We start from the raw sequence: 17,491 nt of genomic DNA, 5'->3' as shown, positions 1-17,491 counted from the left end.
ATGTGTACTTGATGACAAGCGTCCCTACCCAACGTGCCGAAGACCTTCATATCTCCAACTCGACTAGCGACGCAAACCATGAGCACGAGCAAACTTGGGATGCCGTTGAGACCTACTTCGAATGCATCACCACCTGCTCGCTGGATGACGGTGAATGCATCACCCGTTGCGTGGAGCAGTTACGAGACACTGACGAATGAATAGCTTCTAGCCCCAGCCGCAAAATGAGATTGCATCACTACCCGCTCATGGGCTGAACATGTCTTAGATCCTTTTGTAGAGCCTGAGACTGGACTAGTCGGGAGTAGTGCACATAACAACAGGGTCAAGGTGCCTGCATCGCCGTCAGCTCCACTGGTGTAACCGCCAGCTCAATCCGACTGTCGCCCCGGATTAATCCAAAAGTGATTGGTCGCCCAACTCCATGACGATCAATCGCGCTCACGACCTCAGCAGGCCCATCAATCGGTAACCCTTCCACCGAAACGATCACATCATCAACCTTCAACCCTGCACGCGCTGCAGGCCCACCCGGCACCACGGAACGAATCACAGCACCAGGAGAGTTGGCTTCCCCAGAACGAGCAGATGGCACCGGCGAGAGACCTACACCCACCATCGGATGACTGGCCCGTCCTCGCTCCACCAGCTGCTGGGCGATGGTCCTAGCCCGATTAATAGGAATAGCAAAACCCAGCCCAGCTCCTGGTCCAGAGCGAACGAGTGTATTAATACCCACCACATTTCCCTCAGAATCCAAAAGCGGTCCTCCTGAGTTGCCTGGATTAATAGCAGCATCGGTCTGAATCAAATCCAACCGCTTGCCAGAGATCCCTAGCTGAGAGACGTTGCGGTTGAGGTTGCTGACGATCCCCAACGTCACCGTATTTTCAAGGCCAAAGGGGTTGCCAACGGCTATGGCCCAATCCCCGACCCGAAGTTGGTCCGAGTCTCCCAATGGAGCTGTGGGCCAAGGCCCAGAGTCATCCAACTGCACTACAGCCAGATCCGTAATCGTGTCCTGACCAACCAGTCGCCCAGGCACCCTTCGACCATCTGGCAATCCCACCATCAGCTGATCGGTCTTCTCCACGACATGAGCATTGGTGAGAACCAATCCTTCCGCCGAAAAAATCACACCACTTCCCTGCCCTCGTTCTATCCGCGCGCGGGGAACGACCCTGCCAGGCAAACCAAAGAAATGTTGGAACAGCGGGTCTGCTAACAGTCCCTGAGGCAGACCAGCCATGCCCATAGAACGGACCTTCCGACTCGTCTCAAGAGTCACCACAGCAGGGCCGCTGCGAGCCACCGCATCCGCTACAAACGACTGCCTGGACAAGGCTGTCGCGGCTGATGCCGCCTGCAGCGGTTGAGGGGAAAGCCCCGACAACACAGGCAGACAAACCAATCCAGTGCCAAGCAGAAGACCACCAAGGAAAACCCTGCTCAAACCTGAAGATTGGCTGGATAACCGCAACTCTGCGGAGGATTCCTCAAGCAACGCAGACATTGGCCAAAAGACAATCAATTGATGACTTTGACCGTAGACAGAGCTCTCTCAAACAACAGTGTCAATCCTTGACAGAGCTGTGACCAAATACGCCTGAGCTCGTCTTCATGAAGCTTCATTCCCCCACGGAACAGTTCAACAAGCTCCAAACTGAATGAACTGTTGCAACAAATCCTGGGCGCTAACCAGCCCTTTGCCTGAGTTTCGTGAAGCTTGAAAGGCCTGAGCTTTGTCAGAGCCTCGTGATTAGCACGATCATTCAAAGGCAAGCAATGATGAACGCAACGTGGCGACCACCCAATCGCCTTTATCGCAAACCATGAAGACGTCATGGAGAACTCCTTGTTCCCGATCCTTTACGGCGCTGCCTTCCTGATCCTGCTGTGGCAAGCCTTCCGCGTGATGGGGAAGGGTTTCGGCGCCGCCCAGCAACCAATACGTAGCCAACCAATTAGGAAGAACTCACAAGGTGATCGCACCGGCTTGGTGACCGTTCACCCTGAATTACTAGACCAGGAAGGACGCCTCACAGAAGAAGAGCTCCTCACAGTTCGTTTCTCAGGAGACAACGAGCCACCCCAGTCAACGGAAACTCCTGCTGAATAAATTAGAAATCCAGTGTCAAAGGCCGGCACTGGATTGGACTCGATTGGGGAAGCCCTGGTGGATCAAAGAACGCGCATCGTGGCTGCAGTCATCAAAGCAGTGAAGTTGCCTCCGCGGTTTCGACTGCGGCTGGTCAAAGAAGATCCCGTTCGGCTTGAACTCAGCCTCACCCCTGCTTACGGCAAACAGCCGATCCAAGTGGGATTGGTGGAATCTCTTGACCTGGTGGCTCGGCGCGACCGGGAAGGACGCATCCCTAGAGACTTGCAAGGAACATGGGATTGGACGGTCCGACACGGCGACGTAAGCACCGGGGGATGGAATCCCTTTCTCAAGGAAGCACTACAAACCATGTTTGAAACAGGACTACCAGCAATCGTTTACGAAGAACTCACAGGCGAGGACTATCACCCCGTTGACGGCACCCGCCACGTGCGCTGACTGTGAAGGATGTGAAGCCCTGCGAACTACCAGGGCTAAAAACAGGGATAAGGGGCTAGACCAGTACAGTTCCGGCTCTTAAGGTTTTCTTCATGAGCAGCCTGCAGCTTTCGACGGCGCCTTTAGTGAGGCTTCTCTTTGCGATAGGAGCCCTAAGCAGTCTGATGCTGCTAGCTCTTCTCAATCTGATCAGCTAACTCTTTCTTTGCAGCTTGGGAGATCTCCCGATCGACTCGCTGCTAACGCAGCTCTGCCACAGCCTTACTGCAAGTGCCACAGTGCTGCTGCAAGCGCCACCAGGGGCAGGGAAAACCACCAGAGTGCCGCTTGCGCTTTTGGGTGCCCTTGATGGTCACACCCCTCTTCCAGGCCGAATCTGGATGCTGGAACCCCGACGATTAGCTGTCAAAGCAGCAGCCTCGCGACTAGCCGCAAGTTTGAAAGAGCCATTAGGGCAGCGCGTGGGCTTCGCTATACGACATGAACAGCTGCGCTCAAAACGAACTCAATTAGAGGTCATTACAGACGGCTTGTTTCTACGTCGCCTTCAGCGTGATCCAAGCCTAAACGGCATTGATTGCGTGATCTTTGATGAATTTCACGAACGACGGCGAGACAGCGACCTCGCCCTGGCCCTTTTGCTTGAAGCCCGACCGCTGCTCCATCCAGAGCTACGGCTTCTGCTCATGTCTGCAACACTCAATCTTGGCGAATTACAAGATCGCCTACCAGAAGCAACCCTTCTACAGAGCGAGGGAAAAGCCTTCCCCGTCGCGACCCATCATCAGACACCCCGCCCAGACGAACCGTTACCCCATCAGGTGATGCGGGCCATTACGGCCCATGCCCTACCTCTGAGCGAAGCAAGCGATCGCACCAGTTCACGCCCCACCGTGCTGGTGTTCCTGCCTGGACAACGTGAAATCAAACGCACCCAAGAACTACTGGCGGCTCAAGAAAGTCTTACGCATTGGAATCTTGCCTATCTTCACGGGCAACAGCCTCTGCATGTGCAAGCGCGGGCATTGCTTAGGGCTGAATCGCCTTGGATAGGCAAGATCGTCTTAGCAAGTTCTATCGCGGAGAGCTCACTCACCCTCGAAGGGGTTCGACTGGTCATCGACAGCGGCCTGAGTCGGCAAAGTCGCTTTGACCCCAACACTGGCATGGAGGGGCTTGAGACAGTGCCATCCAGCCTGGCAAGCGCTAATCAACGCCAAGGGCGAGCCGGACGCCAAGGTCCAGGCCAATGCGTTCGACTTTGGTCGCTAGCAGAACAACTGCGCAAGCCCGAACATGCCCCTCCAGAAATACTTGTTGCCGATCCCATGCCAGTGGTGCTTGAGCTAGCGGCCTGGGGCGCTGGCTTAGGAGAAACCCTGCCATGGATCGACCCCCCACCTCAATCAGCGTTGCAGAAGGGAAGGCAACAACTAATCAATCTGAACGCCCTCAACCATGACGGACGGATCACAACGCTAGGCCGCCAGCTCTGCAAACTAGGCATACACCCCAGGCTAGGGATCCTGTTGCTACAAGCCAAAGGATGGGGATGCGAAGCACTGGGAGCCGAACTAGCCGCTTTACTTGGTGATCGAGATCCCCTCAACAGCCATCAGGTTGGCTCAGACCTGAGGACTCGTCTGGATTGGTTACGTCAGGACCAGCGAGAAATTCATCGATCTGCCAGACAAGGCCATCAACAGATGCGCCGTCTCAGTCAAAGGCTGCTTGGTCAACTCAAGACCATTAGGCAAGACGATCAATACAGCAAACAAGCAAATAAAGACCTCTCAGAACATGCCCTGGCAGCACAACTAATTGCCACAGCCTTCCCGGAATGGTTGGCCTTGGAACGACCAGGAAAAGCCGGACACTATCGATTGCGACAAGGACGCGGCGCCATTCTCCGCCAGCATGACCCTCTCAGATCTTCTCCTGCCCTAGCAGTTGCAAGGGTGGATCTTGGTCAGGCCAACACACTCATCCAGCTCGCAATCCCCCTCCCGATGCAATGGGTAGAGACGCTGAGCCAGACAGATGGGGAATGGAGTGAATCAGTGAGCTGGGATGAAAAAAGCTCGCGAATACGAGCAGAGCGACTGTTGAAGATCGGCGAACTACTAATCCAAAGGGAACGCCTCCCACAGCCCGAACCCGAACACTGTCGCAAGATCCTGCTCGATGTCTTGTGCCATCAGGGTCTAGGGCAACTCCCCTGGGGCCGTCGCAGCCAACAACTGCGTGCACGCCTGGAACTCGCCCACCGCCACCTAGGCACCCCATGGCCACCTCGCGACCTTAAATTCCTTGTCCATCAGCCAAGTTCATGGCTCAATCAACCGCTGTTGGGTTGCCAAAGCTTGGATGAGCTGGGTGAAGAAGGGCTAATAGAAGCTCTCTGGGGAGAGCTCCCCTGGGAGATGCGCCAGAGACTAGACATCCTGCTGCCAAACCAACTAACCATTCCCTCTGGTCGGTCTGCTGTACTCAACTATGACAATGGAGAGGTGAAATTATCGGTGAAGCTTCAAGAAATGTTTGGCTGCGAAGACGGTCCAAAACTGATCAATGGCAAGCTTCCCGTGACCCTTGAGCTGCTCTCTCCAGCAGGGCGTACTCTGCAGCTGACAAGAGATCTAGCAGGCTTCTGGAGTGATAGCTATCAGGACGTGCGCCGCGAAATGCGCGGTCGCTACCCGAAGCATCCCTGGCCAGAGAACCCGCGAGAAGCCCAAGCAACCGCCCGCATCAAAAAGCACATGGGCGGATGAGATGAATACAAGGAGAAAAAAGTTACCTAAAAACGCGAATCTATTGCCATGAAGACGGTCAAGCCATCTCCATGCTTTGTTACATTGATCAGATCTTGGATTTGAAAATGGCAGACAACACTCAGCCCCGTTTCGGCTTCGTTAACTTCGCAGAAACCTGGAACGGCCGTCTAGCCATGATGGGCGTCGTCATCGGCCTCAGCACCGAACTTCTGACCGGCCAAAGCATTCTCTCTCAGATGGGCCTTGGCTGAATCTCATTGCAACCCTTCAAGCAGTAACAGCCATATGAGGTGATCACTGTAAAACGACAAAGTTTGCGTAAAGCGCGCCCTGCAATAACGATGGGCCACAGTAGAGAAACGTTGGAGTGATTAACTTGCCCCCACTCTTCGTCAACAACCGACGCGATGGCGCAAGGCTGCTGAGCAGCGCCCTGGTGATTTTCACAATCGCATCCACCCAACTGGATCATGCCTGGGGGCAAGCTGTTGCTGCGCTTAGCGTCGTGATCTGCATCTACTGGGGCATGGCCTACCGACGCCTTGACCGCTGAATCCCTTCCCAACTATTCAGTCCGCGATCTAAACGCGGCTATTGGCACTCTGCTGGAACGTGGCTTTGCACCTCGATTTCTGGTGGAAGCGTCAGTCTCCAAGCCCCAGATCAAAAAAGGGCATCTCTGGCTAACTCTGACTGACGGCAACGCAAGTATCACAGCAGTGGCTTGGGCTTCCAAGCTGCAGCAACTCACCTACAGGCCTACAGAAGGGGATGGGGTAACGGTTGTCGGCAAGCTCAACTTCTGGGCAGCCCGAGCAAGCCTGGCCGTGCAGGTCATAGACCTGCGTCCGTCCCTATCGACGGTGCTGCGTCAGTTCGAAATTGTGAAAGGCCTGCTACTGAAAGAGGGCATCATCGACGAATCGAAACGGAAAGCGTTACCAAAATATCCAGAAGTTGTAGCCATCTTGACCAGCGTGCCCAGTTCCGCCCTAGCAGACATGCTGCGTACAGCAAAAGAGCGCTGGCCTCTCACTCAATTGCTGATCATTCCAATTCCAGTCCAAGGTGATGTAGCAAAACAAATCCAATCCGTTTTACGTTCTCTGGCTAATCAGCATGATGAGCTGGGGATTGCAGCGATCGTGCTGGCCAGAGGAGGTGGAAGTCGTGAAGACCTTATGGTGTTTGATGATGAACACCTGTGCCGTTACCTGGCCAGTTTCCCAATACCGGTGGTGACTGGACTAGGGCATGAGGATGACCAAACAGTGGCTGATCTGGTTGCTGACCATAGAGCCGCGACGCCAACAGCAGCGATGGTGGCCCTGTTGCCCAGTCGGGAGTCAGCTCAAAATGTGCTGATCCAACGCCGTCATCGACTTAAAGACCACTGCAATTGGCTCATTCGCAAAAAACGTGACCGGCTTGTAGATCGAGGCAAAGCGTTGGAGTGTCAACAACCGATGAAACAGATAGAGCTTCAGCGCATTCACTTAAGCCAGAAGCATCAGCTCCTCCAAGCTCTATCACCAGAACTCTGGTTGATGCGCGGTTTTGCCATCGTGAAGAACAAGCAAGGCAAAACTCTGCGAAGCGTGGGTGATGTATCTCTGCTGGACAATTTGACCATCCAACTCAGTGATGGCCAGATCAATGCCACCGCAGAAGAAATTAATCAGCAAAGGCCCATGACATGGTAAAAGCCACTTCATCATCTAAGAAGACGCCGAGAGATTCCGGCTCTAAACAGCAAAAGCACGCCATCAATACTGCGCAATCAACACTAGATAGCATGCTGAAAGAATGGCGCCAAGACGCGAAATCACTCAGCTACGAAGAATCTCTACAAGCGCTCGATTTACTCCTTACTCAATTACAGAATGACAGCGTTCCTGTAGAAGAGCTCCAAAGACACTACTTACAAGGGAAGGTCTACCTTGAGCACTGTGAAGCACTGCTCAATACCGTCGAACAAAGCGTGCTGCAGCTCGACGCGAGCAACCTAAAGCCTAATTCAGACACATGATTCAGCAGAGGTTTACACTTTAGACCAGTCTTGACTCCAATTTTCTGGATCCTACTGGCCCAAAGAACTTACAAGTCTATTGCGACCTCTTAAGAATTTTACCTTATCAATTCCAGTCCTTCCCCGACCCAATGGCGCTGATTCAACAGCCACAATATTACTCTTTAGAGCTATGCATCGAGCGATGCGAATAGCATGCCAGCACACTCTCTCTTCTTTAAAGCGACTGATCCATATAAAACCTGGTGGATCAGACTTAATGATGCAAATTCCATCGTCTTTAGTTTAGCAAGAGCCAGGAACAATCACCACCCAATCAACAAACCGAGATTCAAGCACGAGTTCTCACTTACTCGAAAAACTAACATTTCTATATAGGTCTTACTACTAGCTTTGTAAACTGATTCTGCAAATGATGTCTTGTGACTAAAACCTAATACGGCAGCAAGAGGCATGCGGCCCAGAATCAATCCACACATCACCAATAAAGCCAACCAAAAACATTTTATAAACCAGCAGCAATAGACTATCTGATGGCTTTGTAGGCTTAAATTCAATCGCATTCGAAGCACCTATTTGAGCCCTAGAAAGTGAACATCACGTATCAATGCTTACAATCCCTCAATAAATTACTAATTGACTAGCCTGCAATTATTGAAGGCTAGCCTCGGAGAAGGCACGGAAGAATTCGGAAATAAAAAGCTATTATTAATACTTTGAAAAGGCAAAAGTTGCGAACTTAGCCATAACCCAAGACCTGAGTCATTAACAATACTAGTCACAATCACTGAAGCCAACTTCTAGCAATAGCCAATGAATCATGCTTCCGATTGGCTAGCAAGATTGCTCAGCTGTTCAAATCATAACCAATCTAAACGTCTTGACGAGTACTAGAGACTATGGCTCCAATGATACTGTTTGCACCTAACAGGAAACAAACTTCCTCAAGAAACTCTTGCTCAAAATTATTTCACTCAAAATTCTTAAATATCAAAATCAATAGAACCTTTAAAGTATCGCTACAATGGTTTCAGCTGAAGCAAATCAATGGGCATGATTCTCAACTACATACTCTTGACCTTTATCAGTTGGCCATTTGTCGCACTGGTAGCAGGTTGGTGTTGCCAACCGTTATTTCCAAATAACAAGGCCTTCGACTTACAAAGGAATAGTGGCCGTACAACATTCGCCACTCGATCGCTGATCATCTCTGCTGTTCTCTCAGCAATTGCCTGCTTCATCGATTTACCACTCATCAGCCAGCCTTCAAGCTTAGGCCTTTAAAGAAACAACTTCATGCTTCTCGTTAACGGCTACTGAGAATCAAAGAAAATTCGATCTCTACTTTGATTGGCAACGCCACTTAAAAACATAATCATGAGGCAGCATTCGCTTTGAGTTTGGCTATGGAGAACAGACATCTGTAATCATTGAGAGTCATCTATTTACGCTGAAAAATTATGAGCCAAGAGAATCTTTCAGCCAAAATTTAACTAGAGAAATATGATCTAAATGCCAAGTTCAATTCCATAATGACAATTAACGAAAAGCATCTACTCTAACTTGATTGAAACTCCAAAATAACAAGCAGCTTTGACCACTTCAAAGTCATACATTGTGGCCACTATTCGTCAAGGTAATGACTGGGTATCTTAGGCATTGTTCAAGCAAAGCAAAAGGATATTCCCAAGACTTTGCCAATTGTTCTTCAGGCCCAGCGCTTTGAACAGCAGTTCGCCTCTATGAAGGCACTGGCGACACTCAGACCAGTAATCATATATATACAACTAATCAGTGGTTTCACATGGCTTCTTCACTAGCGTTGAGGCTATCACCTCACGAGTGGCATGAAAGCACCAAATGGTTTGCTGCAATGGGTCTACTTTACCCTGGCAATCACTGGAGCAATCCTTCCTACACTAGCCAACATCGACTTTATGCAGCAATACGGTCCAGACTTTGATATCAGCTTATTTGTAGCACTATCGAATGCAAATCCTGCAGCTCAATCTTTATCCCGAGATCTGATCATAGGTGCTAGTGCTATAACCATCTGGATCGTTGTAGAGAGTCGACGACTTCAAATGCGACACCTATGGATCGTGCTTTTAAGTAGCGTCACAATTGCCTTCGCATTTGCCGCACCATTATTTCTCTTCCTACGTGAACGTCGGCTACAAGAAATAGAAAATCATGCTGAGAACTAGGAATAGACTGTTGATCGCTCTAATTTATTTTTTTTAACCTCCTATTCAACAAAAACATGCTTCTCAATAGGAGCGGATAAACACACTGATTAGTATCTAAAGATCATCAACCCTCTGAACCAGCATCTTCAGCCGTAATATCAATTGTGGCCGCACTAGCAGGGGTAGAAATCCCTCCATCATCTTTAAAATCACCTAACTCTGAAGTATCAGACAGCCCTGCACCACAGAAAGGACACTGACCAGAGCTCCCAAAAGTGCGCACTCCACAAGCCTGACAAGTCACCATGCGGGACTGAAGAACACGCCAACCCAACCAACCAAAGCCAGCCAGCATGAACGGTAAGACCAACGCGACAAGCATTAACCCACCAGCGAGATCAAGCAAAATCCGCCCGGCTGCAGTGGGCAACAGCAAGATCAGCAGAAGGGCCAACCAGATCAGAGGAGAAGGCCTGGCCATTTCAACGCTGGAAGCGGGCATCCCGCTCAATCCAAGACTCCAAGGCTGCTAAGACTTCGATCAAAGCCCAGCCTCCAAAAAAGACTCCGGCAACCAGGGCTACCACAAATCCGATCAGCAGCATTACAGGCACGGCCAAAAGAGTAAGACCTGTAATCAGCACAACCGCACCTATCGCCATACTCAATAGAGCCATGCCTGCAAAGGCCGGCGGCAACCGGGCAGAGCGTGCTCGCATCAGAGAAGGCACAACAATCAATTAAAAATCAATTTTATGCTGACTGAAGACGTTGTGTAATCAGCTTTTTAGCGGGTTCGGTTCTCCCCATTGATGCCGACTCCTACTGGCAAGAACCACGCTCCAGCACTGCCCAAAGTAAAGGATCACACCGACCATCCAAACCCAAAAGGTGAGCACCAGAACACCACCGATGAAGCCATAAGCCTGATAACGCGTGCCCAGCGAAAGAATGCTACGGCTAACAACCAGGTTGAGGATCGTCAAAAGCGTACCAATCAAAAAAGACCCAGGCACAAGGGGTCGTAGTGGGACACGTCTACTAGGTAGCAAAGCCTGCAACAACAACGCCATCCCAGAGAGGCCAAGTAATGGCACAACAAACTGACCTACCTGAAGCACAGGCACTCGAGACAACAAAGCAGCAAGCCATGGTGTCGTGCTAATCAGCTCATCCCAAACAGCACCTGGGATCATGCGTACATTGACGCTGATCTGATCAACAACAACAAGCAGCCCGACCAGGATTACGACCACAAAAGCCTCAATTCGAGAACGCAAGAAACGGGTTAGCTGAACAACAAATGGTGCAGGTGTTGAAGGCAGGGGCAACAGGTCTCGCCAAAGACGATCAGCACCACGCTGCAAAGTTAAATAGGCGTTACCAGCAGTCACCATCAGAAACACAGCTCCGAGCAATCCTGCACCAAAGCCTTGTTTGACAAGTTTCACCAATGTTGATTCCACCAAACCAACAACAGAAGGTGGGAGCACCTGCGCAGTAAAGTCAACAATTTGCTGATCAAGACCATGCTGACGGCCAAGAAACCAAGAGGCCACAGACAGCGAGATCAACAGAATTGGGAAAAATGACTGCAACGTGTAATAAGCAAAAGCAGCACTAAGATCTACACAATCACAACGCATCCAGCGAAGGTAAGCCCGCCACAAACTTGCGACCAACCATCTAGCCCAACGTTTCCAACGAAGCTCCACGCTTGGCATTCATCTACTGCTAATAACCCTAGCGCCAGCCAATCAAAGAGCTCTGGAGTCTATTTGATTATCTTCTTTAAAAATCACACTGACTTAGCCATCAAAAAAGCCACCCCTGCGGGTGGCTTTTTCTTGGTAAATCAACAACTCTTTCTCGAGATTGATGATCTACATGCGGAAATGTTTTACCTGGCATTGAGCTATTTTCTCAGAGGGCTACCCCCAAAATATCGTCGCCGCTGATGCGTTTCACAACCGAGTTCGAGATGGATCGGAGTGGTTCCACATCGCCATGAACACCAGGATAAAATCATTCCCAAGGAGTGAACCTTGAGAACTGCATAGGTCATCATCCTTGCGAATGATGCTCTGAATTGAATAAAACTTGTTTCTCGGGCAAGAACCAAATGGATGGTCAAGCCCTCGGTCTATTAGTACTCCTCCGCTGCATCCATTACTGGACTTCCACGTAGAGCCTATCAACGGGTGTTCTTCCCGTGACCTTACTGGCTTATGCCATGGGAACACTCATCTTGAGGTGGGCTTCCCACTTAGATGCTTTCAGCGGTTATCCACTCCGCACATGGCTACCCAGCGTTTACCGTTGGCACGATAACTGGTACACCAGAGGTGCGTTCCTCCCGGTCCTCTCGTACTAGGGAGAAATCCTCTCAATGTTCCTGCGCGTACACCGGATATGGACCGAACTGTCTCACGACGTTCTGAACCCAGCTCGCGTACCGCTTTAATGGGCGAACAGCCCAACCCTTGGGACCGACTTCAGCCCCAGGTTGCGATGAGCCGACATCGAGGTGCCAAACCTCCCCGTCGATGTGAACTCTTGGGGGAGATCAGCCTGTTATCCCTAGAGTAACTTTTATCCGTTGAGCGACGGCCCTTCCACTCAGAACCGTCGGATCACTAAGGCCGACTTTCGTCCCTGTTCGACTTGTAGGTCTCACAGTCAAGCTCCCTTCTGCCTTTGCACTCGTCGACTGATTTCCAACCAGCCTGAGGGAACCTTTGCGCGCCTCCGTTACCTTTTAGGAGGCGACCGCCCCAGTCAAACTGCCCACCTGATACTGTCCGCTCCCCGGATAACGGGTGAACGTTAGAACCCTAGCTCTGAAAGAGTGGTATCTCACCATTGACTCAGTAGCACCCACGAGCACTACTTCAACGTCTCCCACCTATCCTGCGCATTCAGAGCCCGGGCACAATACCAAGCTACAGTAAAGCTTCATAGGGTCTTTCTGTCCGGGTGTACGTAGTCCGCATCTTCACAGACAATTCTATTTCGCCGAGCCTCTCTCCGAGACAGCGCCCAGATCGTTACGCCTTTCGTGCGGGTCGGAACTTACCCGACAAGGAATTTCGCTACCTTAGGACCGTTATAGTTACGGCCGCCGTTCACCGGGGCTTCAGTCGCCAGCTTCGCTTACGCTGACCGGCTTCCTTAACCTTCCGGCACTGGGCAGGCGTCAGCCCCCATACATCGTCTTGCGACTTAGCGGAGACCTGTGTTTTTGGTAAACAGTCGCCTGGGCCTCTTCACTGCGACCAGCTCTCGCTGGCACCCCTTCTCCCGAAGTTACGGGGCCATTTTGCCGAGTTCCTTAGAGAGAGTTATCTCGCGCCCCTCGGTATTCTCTACCACCCTACCTGTGTCGGTTTCGGGTACTGGCAGTTATGCCTTAACGGGTATAGGGCTTTTCTTGGAAGCATGACATCACCAACTTCGCTGCCGTAGCAGCTCGTATTCACGCCTTAGCTCAGAACGTTTTCGCCGCTCCTCAACGCCTCGAACGCTTAAACCAGTAACCAACATCTGGCTTGGCTAGCCTTCTCCGTCCCCCTTCCCAAAACATAACCGGTACAGGAATGTTGACCTGTTATCCATCGACTACGCCTTTCGGCCTCGCCTTAGGTCCAGACTAACCCTCCGCGGACGAGCCTGCCGGAGGAACCCTTAGGGTTTCGGGGCATGGGATTCTCACCCATGTTTTCGCTACTCAAGCCGACATTCTCACTTCTATGCAGTCCACGCCCGCTTACGCTAACGCTTCGCCCCACATAGAACGCTCCCCTACCATTTAACAAGTTAAATCCGCAGCTTCGGTACAACACTTAGCCCCGTTCATTTTCGGCGCAGGATCGCTCGACCAGTGAGCTATTACGCACTCCTTTGAGGATGGCTGCTTCTAGGCAAACCTCCTGGTTGTCTGGGCAATCCCACCTCCTTTATCACTTAGTGTTGATTTGGGGACCTTAGCTGGCGGTCTGGGCTGTTTCCCTTTCGACCATGGAGCTTATCCCCCACAGTCTGACTGCCTAGTTACACACAGGGTATTCAGAGTTCATCTCGATTAGGTACCGCTCTCGCAGCCCGCACCGAAATGGTGGCTTTACCCCCCTGCTGGAGCACTAGACGCTACGCCTCAACGTATTTCGGGGAGAACCAGCTAGCTCCGGGTTCGATTGGCATTTCACCCCTAACCACAGCTCATCCGCTGATTTTTCAACATCAGTCGGTTCGGACCTCCACTTGGTATCACCCAAGCTTCATCCTGGCCATGGTTAGATCACCCGGGTTCGGGTCTATAAACACTGACGATCGCCCTATTCAGACTCGCTTTCGCTATGGCTCCACCATTTCCGGTTTAACCTGCCAGTGCCTATAAGTCGCCGGCTCATTCTTCAACAGGCACACGGTCACCCGATTTAGTCGGGCTCCCATTGCTTGTAGGCTCATGGTTTCATGTTCTATTTCACTCCCCTCCCGGGGTTCTTTTCACCTTTCCCTCGCGGTACTGTTGCGCTATCGGTCACACAGTAGTACTTAGCCTTACGAGGTGGTCCTCGCGGATTCACACGGAATTTCACGTGCTCCGTGCTACTCGGGATACAGCTAGTTCAGTTCAGTTTTCGGTTACGGGACTTTCACCCTCTGTGGTGTGCCATTCAAACACTTCTCCTAACATCCCTGATACACATTGCTGTCCCACAACCCCGATGGTCGAAACCATCGGTTTAGGCTCTTCCCCGTTCGCTCGCCGCTACTTAGGGAGTCGTTTTTACTTTCCTTTCCTCCAGCTACTAAGATGTTTCAGTTCGCTGGGTTGGCTCGCACCAGCCTATGGATTCAGCTGGCCGTACTAGGGGTTGCCCCATTCGGAAATTCCCGGATCAAAGCGTGTGTCCAGCTCCCCGAGACTTATCGCAGGTAACTACGTCCTTCATCGCCTCTGTGTGCCAAGGTATCCACCATGAGCCCTTTGTAGCTTGACCAATTAATCTCTATAACGCTTCACGTAGTTGAATACGTATTCTTAGCAATTCACCTGGCTTCAATCTCAAACTTCTCCAGTTAAACTGAATTATTTGTCATTGAAGATGGTTTGAATCACCAATCAAACTCTCGATGCCTCGATGACATCGAAAGAACGCTATAGAGTCTCGGCTCTTGACTCAAGAATCAAACATCATTCTCGTTAATCAACCTCAGCTCTCTACTGACGCAGATTGCATTAGCTGATTCCCAAGAATCATGCATCCATGAGATGCTTTATTCTTTCCAGACTTACCTATGCAGTTGTCAAGGTTCTGCTGAACATCTCTGCAATTCTTGCGAATTACAGTGAGCCCAGCGTCCTATCAACCTAACCTCAATTGATTGAGACCTGGAATGATAAGAAGCTAGGGTCTGCCAGCAAACTTAAATTCTAAATCACATCACACAACGATTCTCACCATTGGCTCGTTGTCAGAAGATTCGTCAGTGGAGGTTAGCGGACTCGAACCGCTGACATCCTGCTTGCAAAGCAGGCGCTCTACCAACTGAGCTAAACCCCCAACACCGAATGGGCCATCCTGGACTTGAACCAGGGACCTCACCCTTATCAGGGGTGCGCTCTAACCACCTGAGCTAATGGCCCAGGAGTAACCCTTGCGGGGTGTGACCTAGACAAGTTTAGGAACTAAAATCAATCATCAATCTCCAAGCTGATTACTCAGCTTTTCTTTGATTCTCAACTTGAGGTACCGATCGACCTAAGGTGACAGGATTTCGGCCTAAGAATTAAAATACTCAGACATCAAAATCATTGTTTTGTCTCCCTGTTAGGAGGTGATCCATCCGCACCTTCCGGTACGGATACCTTGTTACGACTTCACCCCAGTCATCAGCCCCACCTTCGGCGTCCTCCTCCACAAGGGTTGGAGTAACGACTTCGGGCGTGGCCAACTTCCATGGTGTGACGGGCGGTGTGTACAAGGCCCGGGAACGTATTCACCGCAGTATGCTGACCTGCGATTACTAGCGATTCCTTCTTCACGTAGGCGAGTTGCAGCCTACGATCTGAACTGAGCCACGGTTTATGGGATTTGCTTGTCCTCGCGAACTTGCTGCCCTTTGTCCGTAGCATTGTAGTACGTGTGTAGCCCAGGATGTAAGGGGCATGATGACTTGACGTCATCCACACCTTCCTCCGGTTTATCACCGGCGGTCTCTCTAGAGTGCCCAACTGAATGCTGGCAACTAAAAACGTGGGTTGCGCTCGTTGCGGGACTTAACCCAACATCTCACGACACGAGCTGACGACAGCCATGCACCACCTGTCACTGCGTTCCCAAAGGCACTCTCTCGTTTCCAAGAGATTCGCAGGATGTCAAACCCTGGTAAGGTTCTTCGCGTTGCATCGAATTAAACCACATACTCCACCGCTTGTGCGGGCCCCCGTCAATTCCTTTGAGTTTCACACTTGCGTGCGTACTCCCCAGGCGGAACACTTAACGCGTTGGCTACGACACCGAGGGGGTCGATTCCCCCGACACCTAGTGTTCATCGTTTACGGCCAGGACTACAGGGGTATCTAATCCCTTTCGCTCCCCTGGCTTTCGTCCATGAGCGTCAGTTATGGCCCAGCAGAGCGCCTTCGCCACTGGTGTTCTTCCCGATATCTACGCATTTCACCGCTACACCGGGAATTCCCTCTGCCCCTACCACACTCAAGCCAATCAGTTTCCACTGCCTTGATGGAGTTAAGCTCCACGCTTTAACAGCAGACTTGAAAAGCCGCCTGCGGACGCTTTACGCCCAATAATTCCGGATAACGCTTGCCACTCCCGTATTACCGCGGCTGCTGGCACGGAATTAGCCGTGGCTTATTCCTCAAGTACCGTCAGATCTTCTTCCTTGAGAAAAGAGGTTTACAGCCCAGAGGCCTTCATCCCTCACGCGGCGTTGCTCCGTCAGGCTTGCGCCCATTGCGGAAAATTCCCCACTGCTGCCTCCCGTAGGAGTCTGGGCCGTGTCTCAGTCCCAGTGTGGCTGATCATCCTCTCAGACCAGCTACTGATCGATGCCTTGGTGAGCCATTACCTCACCAACTAGCTAATCAGACGCGGGCTCATCCTCAGGCGAAATTCATTTCACCTCTCGGCATATGGGGTATTAGCGGCCGTTTCCAACCGTTATCCCCCTCCTGAGGGCAGATTCCCACGCGTTACTCACCCGTCCGCCACTAACCCGAAGGTTCGTTCGACTTGCATGTGTTAAGCACGCCGCCAGCGTTCATCCTGAGCCAGGATCAAACTCTCCGTAGTAGATCAAACCCTCTCGCAATCAACCCTTACAGGCTCATCACTCAGTCTGATTTGCTTCACCCACTCATTCGCACTGGCGTACGACAAGCAGTTGTTGCCCCCTTCCTCTGACAGAAGGATTACAAGAGTGCACTTCAGAATCTCTTCCTTCTGTGACTTTCCAGGATCTCAGATCCGGTCGTTGCTTTCACCTGTCACACCTTTGACATCAATCCTCGCCCGTGAAAGCAAAAATTGATGCTGTAACAGGTTTCTGCAACTAATTTCTTTTGACGGGACCTCACACTCTCGTCGCATATCTGCTCAAACCCTTTGATCAGCTTTTGATCGCTGCTCATCGGGCCTAAACGCGACAAAAGCGTCAGTTCCTAAACTCTTAAGTTGTCCAGGTTCTGCTCCTCCACTCCCTTGTAAGGAGTGTCAGGCGCTGCGATCTTGCGATCGCCTCTAAAACCTACAACACCAGCGGATCGCTCCTCTGCTCTTGTAAGCGCCCACTGACGCCTCAAGCTTTCGCTATCAGCACCACGTGGGTTGCGCTACAGGGCTCAGCCCTTCGCGCAGTCCAAAAACATAGCCCATTTCATACCCCTCTCGCAATCTCTTCTCAATCCAGA

The 17,491-nt window shown here is 51.3% G+C and carries 13 protein-coding genes, 2 tRNA genes and 3 rRNA genes; 9 read left to right on the top strand and 9 right to left on the bottom strand.

Annotation, left to right across the window (positions count from 1 at the left end):
- Nucleotides 1-11: 11 nt before the first annotated feature.
- Nucleotides 12-200, top strand: a complete 189-nt coding sequence (locus SIB41_RS00090; protein WP_063414238.1) for a hypothetical protein — start codon at nt 12-14, stop codon at nt 198-200.
- A 125-nt stretch (nt 201-325) separates the two neighbouring features.
- Here SIB41_RS00090 and SIB41_RS00085 read toward each other — a convergent pair whose 3' ends face one another.
- Nucleotides 326-1,513, bottom strand: a complete 1,188-nt coding sequence (locus SIB41_RS00085) for a trypsin-like peptidase domain-containing protein (RefSeq protein WP_413359446.1) — start codon at nt 1,511-1,513, stop codon at nt 326-328.
- Nucleotides 1,514-1,843: 330 nt separating this feature from the next.
- Between SIB41_RS00085 and SIB41_RS00080 the strand changes: the two genes are divergently transcribed.
- The 8 genes from SIB41_RS00080 (at nt 1,844) to SIB41_RS00045 (ending at nt 9,573) form a co-directional block, all read left to right on the top strand.
- A complete protein-coding gene (locus SIB41_RS00080; RefSeq protein WP_036911701.1) occupies nt 1,844-2,119 on the top strand; it encodes a DUF2973 domain-containing protein in 276 nt (91 codons plus the stop codon).
- 57 nt (nt 2,120-2,176) lie between these two features.
- Nucleotides 2,177-2,560 carry a hypothetical protein gene (locus SIB41_RS00075; protein WP_036911765.1) on the top strand — a complete coding sequence of 128 codons (384 nt, stop codon included), beginning with the start codon at nt 2,177-2,179 and terminating at the stop codon, nt 2,558-2,560.
- Between the two features lie 212 nt (nt 2,561-2,772).
- On the top strand, nt 2,773-5,334 hold the full coding sequence (hrpB, locus tag SIB41_RS00070) for an ATP-dependent helicase HrpB (protein WP_413359443.1): 2,562 nt from the start codon (nt 2,773-2,775) through the stop codon (nt 5,332-5,334).
- Nucleotides 5,335-5,441: 107 nt separating this feature from the next.
- The gene (locus tag SIB41_RS00065; protein WP_063418990.1) at nt 5,442-5,588 is read left to right on the top strand and encodes a high light inducible protein; all 147 of its coding nucleotides are present in this window, start codon (nt 5,442-5,444) and stop codon (nt 5,586-5,588) included.
- A 116-nt stretch (nt 5,589-5,704) separates the two neighbouring features.
- Nucleotides 5,705-5,890 carry a hypothetical protein gene (locus tag SIB41_RS00060; protein ID WP_413361563.1) on the top strand — a complete coding sequence of 62 codons (186 nt, stop codon included), beginning with the start codon at nt 5,705-5,707 and terminating at the stop codon, nt 5,888-5,890.
- Nucleotides 5,880-7,040, top strand: coding sequence for an exodeoxyribonuclease VII large subunit (xseA, locus tag SIB41_RS00055; RefSeq protein WP_413359441.1), 1,161 nt, complete (start codon nt 5,880-5,882; stop codon nt 7,038-7,040). Before SIB41_RS00060 ends, xseA begins: the two co-directional genes overlap by 11 nt.
- Nucleotides 7,041-7,132: 92 nt before the next feature.
- The gene (gene xseB, locus SIB41_RS00050; RefSeq protein ID WP_413359438.1) at nt 7,133-7,366 is read left to right on the top strand and encodes an exodeoxyribonuclease VII small subunit; all 234 of its coding nucleotides are present in this window, start codon (nt 7,133-7,135) and stop codon (nt 7,364-7,366) included.
- 1,847 nt (nt 7,367-9,213) lie between these two features.
- Entirely contained in the window at nt 9,214-9,573 is a 360-nt protein-coding gene (locus tag SIB41_RS00045) for a DUF2834 domain-containing protein (RefSeq protein ID WP_413359435.1), read from the top strand.
- Between the two features lie 106 nt (nt 9,574-9,679).
- Here SIB41_RS00045 and SIB41_RS00040 read toward each other — a convergent pair whose 3' ends face one another.
- The 8 genes from SIB41_RS00040 to SIB41_RS00005 all read right to left on the bottom strand — a co-directional run bounded on the left by SIB41_RS00040 (nt 9,680) and on the right by SIB41_RS00005 (nt 16,874).
- On the bottom strand, nt 9,680-10,036 hold the full coding sequence (locus SIB41_RS00040) for a hypothetical protein (RefSeq protein ID WP_413361284.1): 357 nt from the start codon (nt 10,034-10,036) through the stop codon (nt 9,680-9,682).
- Between the two features lies 1 nt (nt 10,037).
- Entirely contained in the window at nt 10,038-10,274 is a 237-nt protein-coding gene (locus tag SIB41_RS00035; protein ID WP_063418977.1) for a hypothetical protein, read from the bottom strand.
- 60 nt (nt 10,275-10,334) lie between these two features.
- On the bottom strand, nt 10,335-11,279 hold the full coding sequence (locus SIB41_RS00030; RefSeq protein WP_413359433.1) for a YihY/virulence factor BrkB family protein: 945 nt from the start codon (nt 11,277-11,279) through the stop codon (nt 10,335-10,337).
- Between the two features lie 178 nt (nt 11,280-11,457).
- Nucleotides 11,458-11,574, bottom strand: a 5S ribosomal RNA gene (gene rrf, locus SIB41_RS00025).
- A 107-nt stretch (nt 11,575-11,681) separates the two neighbouring features.
- Nucleotides 11,682-14,558, bottom strand: a 23S ribosomal RNA gene (locus SIB41_RS00020).
- A gap of 491 nt (nt 14,559-15,049) precedes the next feature.
- Nucleotides 15,050-15,122: transfer RNA gene (locus tag SIB41_RS00015), tRNA-Ala, on the bottom strand.
- 9 nt (nt 15,123-15,131) lie between these two features.
- A tRNA-Ile gene (locus SIB41_RS00010) sits at nt 15,132-15,205 on the bottom strand.
- 184 nt (nt 15,206-15,389) lie between these two features.
- A 16S ribosomal RNA gene (locus SIB41_RS00005) occupies nt 15,390-16,874 on the bottom strand.
- Together the 16S, 23S and 5S rRNA genes with 2 tRNA genes alongside form the textbook arrangement of a ribosomal RNA operon.
- Nucleotides 16,875-17,491: the final 617 nt, after the last annotated feature.

The organism is Prochlorococcus sp. MIT 1201, assembly GCF_047303415.1.
Taxonomy (GTDB): Bacteria; Cyanobacteriota; Cyanobacteriia; order PCC-6307; family Cyanobiaceae; genus Prochlorococcus; species Prochlorococcus marinus_D.
The sequence above is the reverse complement of the archived record's forward strand: the minus strand, read 5'-3'. Positions and strand labels throughout refer to the sequence as shown.

Excerpts from the sequence above, each read along its gene's own strand:
- SIB41_RS00090 (WP_063414238.1), top strand. The coding sequence starts at position 12 with ATGACAAGCGTCCCTACCCAACGTGCCGAAGACCTTCATATCTCCAAC.
- SIB41_RS00085 (WP_413359446.1), bottom strand. The coding sequence starts at position 1,513 with ATGTCTGCGTTGCTTGAGGAATCCTCCGCAGAGTTGCGGTTATCCAGC.
- SIB41_RS00080 (WP_036911701.1), top strand. The coding sequence starts at position 1,844 with ATGGAGAACTCCTTGTTCCCGATCCTTTACGGCGCTGCCTTCCTGATC.
- SIB41_RS00065 (WP_063418990.1), top strand. The coding sequence starts at position 5,442 with ATGGCAGACAACACTCAGCCCCGTTTCGGCTTCGTTAACTTCGCAGAA.
- xseB (WP_413359438.1), top strand. The coding sequence starts at position 7,133 with ATGCTGAAAGAATGGCGCCAAGACGCGAAATCACTCAGCTACGAAGAA.
- SIB41_RS00045 (WP_413359435.1), top strand. The coding sequence starts at position 9,214 with ATGAAAGCACCAAATGGTTTGCTGCAATGGGTCTACTTTACCCTGGCA.
- SIB41_RS00040 (WP_413361284.1), bottom strand. The coding sequence starts at position 10,036 with ATGGCCAGGCCTTCTCCTCTGATCTGGTTGGCCCTTCTGCTGATCTTG.
- SIB41_RS00035 (WP_063418977.1), bottom strand. The coding sequence starts at position 10,274 with ATGCGAGCACGCTCTGCCCGGTTGCCGCCGGCCTTTGCAGGCATGGCT.
- SIB41_RS00030 (WP_413359433.1), bottom strand. The coding sequence starts at position 11,279 with ATGCCAAGCGTGGAGCTTCGTTGGAAACGTTGGGCTAGATGGTTGGTC.